This is a genomic window from Pseudomonas sp. 3296 (assembly GCF_031456615.1).
GTDB lineage: Bacteria > Pseudomonadota > Gammaproteobacteria > Pseudomonadales > Pseudomonadaceae > Aquipseudomonas > Aquipseudomonas mucoides.
Window position 1 is genome coordinate 1 of the sequence record NZ_JAVDUY010000025.1, and the last position, 6472, is coordinate 6472.

Below are 6472 nucleotides of genomic sequence, written 5' to 3' on the forward strand. Positions count from 1 at the left end.
TGTTGATCAGCAGGTAGGTCATACCGTTGATCGCCAAAAACCACATCGCCGCGAAGTGCCACTGCAACGCGCCACCGAGCCAGCCGCCGAGGGTGGTCGACTTGGGAAAGCTGAAGACAAAAATTGGCGAGGCGTTGTAAATGCGCCAGCCGCTTGTGACCATCACCAACACGGCTAGGGCATTGAGCCAATGGGTCAGTCGAACCCAGCGTGGGTAGCTATCCATGGAATGTTTAATTAAAATTTTCAAATCTGCCACGTAATGTATCTCCAAGTTTTGACTTGATGCGATTGAATAAACTATAGAGAAATCTTAATTTAGAGCTAAATGGGGTATGGTTTCGATTTTTATGTATGACATAGCTTAAAAATATTTAAAGTAATCGAACAAATTTAGATGCATGTGATTTTAACTATTTATTTTGTAAAAGAATTGACCGTGCGCGCCAAACCATCGACCAAATGCGTCACGCAACCGGCCGATGATGGGGCGGGCATAAGAATATTGACCGGCAAACCAGTTAGCTTGGTAACTCTCAGAAATTTAGGACACTGAGCCGAATCAGGATAAAAAATCAACCTCTGAAAAGTCCACTGAGAGAGTCTATTTTGTGAGCTACCGGTTTTGGCCCGGAGAGTGTCAAAACCGTTGTTAGCCACTTTCATCCGGAATGTTTCGCCCTACTCAGCTCAGGTCAGACATCAGTTGCTCAGATTCAGTATAAAATTCCAGTGATCAGCAGGTACGCCGATAGCGTGGGCTAGAGGCTAGAAATCCGGGGGTAGGATGATTGCAGGCAACGTTTCATATCTTTGTCCGGTTTGTGGATACGCCGGGCTTGAAGATCCTCCATACGACGACGTTGGTTGCTCTTCGTTTGGCATCTGCCCTTCCTGCGGTACACAGTTTGGCTATGATGACGCGACATCTGCTCATGCTGATCTGCGGAGATTATGGATCTCTAAAGTGTAGCGGCTCGATAACATCGGCGGCCCAACCCGATTACATCGCTCGATTCGGGTCCGCATTAGCTGAGAATATCGAGCCGCTCCGGCTCACAATAAGTGAGAATGAACCCACATTGCGTGAGAACAGCCCGATTACATCAGTCTCGGCCCACATTAGTTGAGAATGAACGTCACATCACAGCGGTACGCCGGCAGCCAATATCCAATCATGCAGTTCTTGTGTCTGTTGTGCTGCGAGCTGACCGCATAGGGTGCCATTTCGCCCCCCAGCCGAAAACGCCCCGGATAACCAGGTGATGGAAGTTTGCGCCTTTTTTGTTGCCCCCGAAAAGAGGAAAGACCCTGTCCGCAACAGCCAAAGCAACATCTGTTATTACCCTTACGGAAATCGGCCAAGCTTTTGGAGGCGGCTTCTTTTCCGGCATCACCCGTGACCCGGACTCCGGCAAACGCTACCTGAACATCACCGCCGGTGCCGCGCACGAACTGGAGGGCGCTTTAGGTGAGGACGGCGTGAAGATCGAGGGCGTCGACAGCTTCACCAACAGCTGCGCCAACACCGAGGCTATGGCAGCGGCCGGCAGCGAGTTGGCGCAGAAGGTTCTGGCAATGGATGTCGGTGGCTTCACCGACTGGGCGATCCCCGCGCGCGACGTACAAGAGTTGCAGTATCGGCACTTCAAGCCGAGCACCGAAGCAAACCGGCAGCAGTACGGCCGCGGCGGGGACAACCCAAACAGCGAGCCTCGCGGCCTACTGAACACCGAAGAATTCCCAGCACAGACCGAGCTGACGAGCTTCCAGATTGGTGGCGTCGATGCCTTTAAGGACACGTTCTACTGGTCGAGTTCGCAGTGCTCCGCCTACGAGACATTCTGAGTGTCGTTCGATGACGGCTATCAGTCCTACGGTGTCAATGACTTCGAACTCCGCGTCCGCCCCGTCCGGAGCTGCCCGATATTCTCAGCTAATGTGGTCCTGAAATGAGCGATGTAATCGGGTCAGGCCGCCGATGTTATCGAGCCGCTACACTTAGCGGTGCCCAGGGCTTTCTCTTCAGAATTGCAATGCTAAATGCCGATATCAGCACCCCAGCCACCGTCTGCGCAACAGTTATTGAATCCCGCCATGGCCTTACGGCATTCCATGCCATGGCACGTAAACGCGCCGACTTTGATGTCGATTTGATCAGCAGCGTCATCCCCTGCTGCTGACACTGCGGCCAGTTGAGAAATAGCAAGTGCGAACGAGAAGTCCTGGTTGTGGGCCAGCGTGTCGCAGGACCCGTCAGTGCAATAGAAATCTCCGCCGCAGAGTTGGCCAACGGCTGAGGCTGTGGTCTGACATTGGTAGGTGACCTTCTCGCTAACGCATATCCCTTCTTCGTCTATCAGCCCACAGTTGCGGCCCGCGACAGTGCAATTAATGTTGTTGGCATAAACAGCGCAGGCCTGATCATCGGCGTCTTGTGAGCGAATCTGGGTGGTGTATTCCCAGTAGTCGCTGTAGACGCTGTAGGTCTTGCCTTCCATAACGAAGAGCGAACTCCGGCGCCCTGCGTGCAAGTGACTCCGGCAGTAATGATCTCGCCCGGACACAGGTCCTGCCACACAACTCTAGGGATGAATTGCCGTTCATTAACCAGTAAATTCAGGGTTAGCTGAAAATTACCTGGATTTGCTACAGAGGAATAATCCACGTCAGTTAGTAGGCGAACGTCTACTGTGATCCAGGAGTTTTCGCCGTAAACCGTTGGGTAACTCGTAGGTGTAGCGGCTCGATAACATCGGCGGCCCGACCCGATTACATCGCTCGATTCGGGACCACATTAGCTGAGAATATCGGGCAACCCCGGCCCACATTAGTTGAGAATGAACATCGCATCACAGCGGTACTCCTGCAGCCAATAGCCGATCATGCAGTTTTTGTGTCCGTTCTGCTGCGAGCAGAGTAAGCAGTTGGCGAAGTCAGCTACTCAAGCGAGCAGGTTAAGAGCCATAAGGGCAGCAGCGTCCACGTACATGCGCAGCTACAAATGGCGCAAGCGGTCAAGATTTTCAGGGCGTAATTTTTTATCCTGACTCGGCCTCGTGACCCATTTTCTAGCCACAACCTTCGGTACAAAGGAAAACGAATAATCTATGCCCCTATTCCGGTTTCCCCTTCTACTGTTCCTGGGCATGCCCATCGTCACTCAGGCATGCGAACCTGCGTCGTTCGACTTCCAACGCTTCTTTCGCGATCACGACAGTAATAACGACGGTTTTCTGCAGAAATCGGAGTTGCTGGCGGCTGCTGAGATGCAAGGAGATTACGGCGGCACTCTCACTGAGCCTGTCACGACTGAAAACGCCTTCTTCACATTGGATAGCGACCGGGACAACAAGCTGTCATTGAATGAGTTATGGGAATGGGATCGACTTCATGGACCTAGATGTCCGGAAGGTATGTGGTAACCCCCGGTAGTCCGAGTCACTTTGGGGGCGTAAGCCGGACCCCAGAAAATTCCGTTGGTAAATGTATGAAGCTAGGTTTCCGGCTGCGTCGTCTACACGACTGGTTTTCTCCCATGGAAGGGGCAGATTGGAGTGGACGCAGAATTCGGAAAGCACCCGTACGATGTTTTCCGAATTCTGTGGGCTCCCCTAGTTATTCCACCTTCATCAGACAGACCTATATGAATTATAAAGTCCTCAAAAAGCGGTTCTCCAGTTAACCGTCAGAACACGCGTCGTAATCCCCTGCATGATGGCAATCCCCGCCGTACTGGCCACCCTCCCCGCCCAGGCCGACAATACTGACACCTGTACGCTTGAATATGCACTGAGCACGGAGCAGGAACATAACCTGCTCACCGACGCGTCCCAAGGTGATACGTGTGCCGCCGAAAATCTCGGAAATTACTACTATTCCAGACAGGACTATCGCAAGGCTTTTCAGTGGTATGAAAAAGTGGCTAGCCGAGGTAACAGCCGTATCGCGTTCATAATCTCTGCGATGTATCGGAACGGATTGCTGGATACAAGTGGCCGGGATGATCAACAAGCTCACTTATGGTTGGTGCGCGCTGCCGAGCAGGGGCTGGACCTGGCGCAAGTTGAACTGGCCGATCAATACGCCAACGGCACCGGCGTTGAGAGCAATGTTCCCCAAGGCATGTATTGGTATGAGCAGGCCGCCAATCAAGGTCACGCGCAGGCGCAATATGCCCTGAGTGCTCTCTACTTGGCCGACTCGGAACAGGTCCAGTCTTCCGCCGACAACGACATGGAGAGACGCTATGCCGGCACCCAGGCCAAGGCCAATTATTGGTTATGCAGGGCGGCCCTTAGCAACCTGCCTCAAGCCCAGTATGAACTCAGCCAGGCCTATGACACCGGTCGCGGCGACTTACCGATGAATCAACAAAAAGAAAGCCTCTGGCTCCATAAAGCGGCAGCCAACGGCTCGCAGAAGGCCCAGGCCGAACTCACTTGGCTCAGCCAACGCTCAGCCCTGACCAAAGCGAAAGAATACGTAGACAACTTACTCACTCCATCTGAAACGGCAGTTGACTGTCCCCACGATGCCGCCGTATTAGACCTGTAAGAGACAGCCCATGATCACCAACTTCTTTAGAAAACCCCTCAAATCAACGCATTTATGGCTGCTACTGGGCGCACTCTGCTCGATTGGCTTGTTAGTCCTTTACCTTCAGGCCCAGGCCACGAAGGTACAGCGCGAGACCCAGCAGGCCGCCAACCTGGCGATGAAAAAAGAACTGGAGAGCAAATTCGGCGATAAAACCCTGGCCGAGTTAAAAAAGCTGCTCAGCGAGCAGATTGAATCACTGGATGACCTGTCCAACCTCGCCAGCCTTCGAATATCAGCGGCCTCCTCGGATGACAGCGACAGCAACAGCGAAGAGATCAAGCCCTTCAGCCCGCCCAGCGCAGCAGATATCCAGGCCAAATTTGATCAGCATTTAAACTCGTTGGCGTTTGGGCAGAAAATTGTCGGTGGTTTTTCTTATGTGCAGACTGACTTTCACGAGTACGGCTTCAACGGCTTAGCCCCTGGCTATGATGAGTACCAGTATCCTCCCGTACAACTCAAGACCACATTAGTCCATTTTAAAGATGGCACCTCGTTAAGCCCAACAACCAAGGACAGTGACGACGCCACTATCGTCAAAGATAACAAGCGTATTGTCGCCGTTGACCTGTCGGTCACTTACACCTTACCCGGCGCCGTCAAGCAACTGACCTTTGACGATAAATCCAAAGCTCGCCAGGAAGGCATCGCGCTGCAATCGATAAAAGACGGCGAGGTCAGCCTGACGATGCCGGCCGGTGAAAACGACAAGCTATTGAACGTGCAAGCGTTTAATGCACAGGGCAAAGCCCTGAAGCTGAATGGCCACTCGTCGTACACCAACGATGCTTACTACATTGAAAAATACAATGCCTTCCTGAAGGAAACCATTAATCGCATAGACAACGGCAACATTAGCGATACAAAGCAACTGGCCAGCTACTACATTGACCACCAGCCTTCGAAAGAAGATATCGCCAAAGAACACCCACCTGAAACCCTCGCCGATTATCAATTCAGCGGCACGCCCACCTCAGTCGTGGTTTTTCTCAAGCCTACGTCACATCAGCGCACGTACAGTTTCACTGTCACGAAGACACAAGACAACTACGTCAACGGGTTGACTGCTGCTGTCGATGACCACCTCGACTTTTACGGTCTGATCGATGAGCAAGGGCAATGGCTGATCAAGCCTATCTATCCTAGCCTCGATCACGTGGTTGAGGATTACTACAGCATCACCAATGCCAAAGACGATGACCAAATCTACTTGTTGGATCGCGCGGTAAAAACATTGACCCCGCAGCCTTTTTACATCATGGATGACACGCTGTATCAAAACCGCTACGTGGTGATCAACAAAGACCCCGGTACCAACCAGGTACAAGGACTCGTCGACACGAACACCCATAAAGTCATTCTGCCGTTGAAATACGACAATATTGACATTGAAGGCCCGTTCATTACCACGAGCCAGCACCTCAGGAAAAACAGCAGAGACGTCTTTCTGCGCGAAGTTTATCTACAAAGCAACGGAAAAATGATTCTTGATGGCCAGTTTGACGGCCTCGAAATTAACGACGGCATCATTGTTGCCCACAGTGAAATTCGCACACCTAAGCAACTAAAAGCCAGGCAAGCCCAAGGTATGGATGGAGACGGGAATTATATCTATAGCAACTATGATCTTTACAACGCTGAAGGTAAGCGACTCAACGTCGAGCCCTACTCAGACATTAGGGATCACTTTGGCCAAGATGGTCTGTTGCTCGTCACCGATATAAAAGACAACACCTTTTACATTAATCGCAAGGCACAAAAGTCCAAACTTGACTTAAGGAAGGTCTGAAGTACCCCGCGATTTTTTGATGCTCCAATCATTTGGAGTTCAAAAAATCGACGGTCTGCCAAAAATCAGACTTAGGCTCTT

6 protein-coding genes are annotated in these 6472 nt (G+C 51.7%); 4 read left to right on the forward strand and 2 right to left on the reverse strand.

The window, feature by feature from the left end:
* Positions 1-226, reverse strand: a 226-nt coding sequence (locus tag J2X66_RS30055; RefSeq protein ID WP_310272348.1) for a cytochrome b/b6 domain-containing protein, incomplete at its 3' end; no start/stop codon positions are given.
* A 1058-nt stretch (positions 227-1284) separates the two neighbouring features.
* Between J2X66_RS30055 and J2X66_RS30060 the strand changes: the two genes are divergently transcribed.
* Entirely contained in the window at positions 1285-1848 is a 564-nt protein-coding gene (locus J2X66_RS30060) for a DUF1566 domain-containing protein (RefSeq protein WP_310272351.1), read from the forward strand.
* Between the two features lie 191 nt (positions 1849-2039).
* On the opposite strand, the gene traN is transcribed toward J2X66_RS30060, so the two are convergent.
* Positions 2040-2501, reverse strand: coding sequence for a conjugal transfer protein TraN (gene traN, locus J2X66_RS30065; RefSeq protein WP_310272354.1), 462 nt, complete (start codon positions 2499-2501; stop codon positions 2040-2042).
* A 648-nt stretch (positions 2502-3149) separates the two neighbouring features.
* On the opposite strand from traN, the gene J2X66_RS30070 reads away from it, so the two are divergent.
* The 3 genes from J2X66_RS30070 to J2X66_RS30080 all read left to right on the forward strand — a co-directional run bounded on the left by J2X66_RS30070 (position 3150) and on the right by J2X66_RS30080 (position 6391).
* Complete coding sequence (locus J2X66_RS30070; RefSeq protein ID WP_310272357.1) at positions 3150-3425, forward strand: EF-hand domain-containing protein; 276 nt, start codon at positions 3150-3152, stop codon at positions 3423-3425.
* 289 nt (positions 3426-3714) lie between these two features.
* Positions 3715-4557 (forward strand): tetratricopeptide repeat protein, encoded by an 843-nt coding sequence (locus J2X66_RS30075; protein ID WP_310272360.1) that lies wholly within the window; start codon positions 3715-3717, stop codon positions 4555-4557.
* A gap of 10 nt (positions 4558-4567) precedes the next feature.
* Positions 4568-6391, forward strand: a complete 1824-nt coding sequence (locus tag J2X66_RS30080; protein ID WP_310272363.1) for a WG repeat-containing protein — start codon at positions 4568-4570, stop codon at positions 6389-6391.
* Positions 6392-6472 lie beyond the last annotated feature (81 nt).

Bases quoted from the DNA above. Each gene is read 5' to 3' on its own strand.
- J2X66_RS30075 (WP_310272360.1), top strand. From the start codon at position 3,715: ATGATGGCAATCCCCGCCGTACTGGCCACCCTCCCCGCCCAGGCCGAC.
- J2X66_RS30080 (WP_310272363.1), top strand. From the start codon at position 4,568: ATGATCACCAACTTCTTTAGAAAACCCCTCAAATCAACGCATTTATGG.
- traN (WP_310272354.1), bottom strand. From the start codon at position 2,501: ATGGAAGGCAAGACCTACAGCGTCTACAGCGACTACTGGGAATACACC.
- J2X66_RS30070 (WP_310272357.1), top strand. From the start codon at position 3,150: ATGCCCATCGTCACTCAGGCATGCGAACCTGCGTCGTTCGACTTCCAA.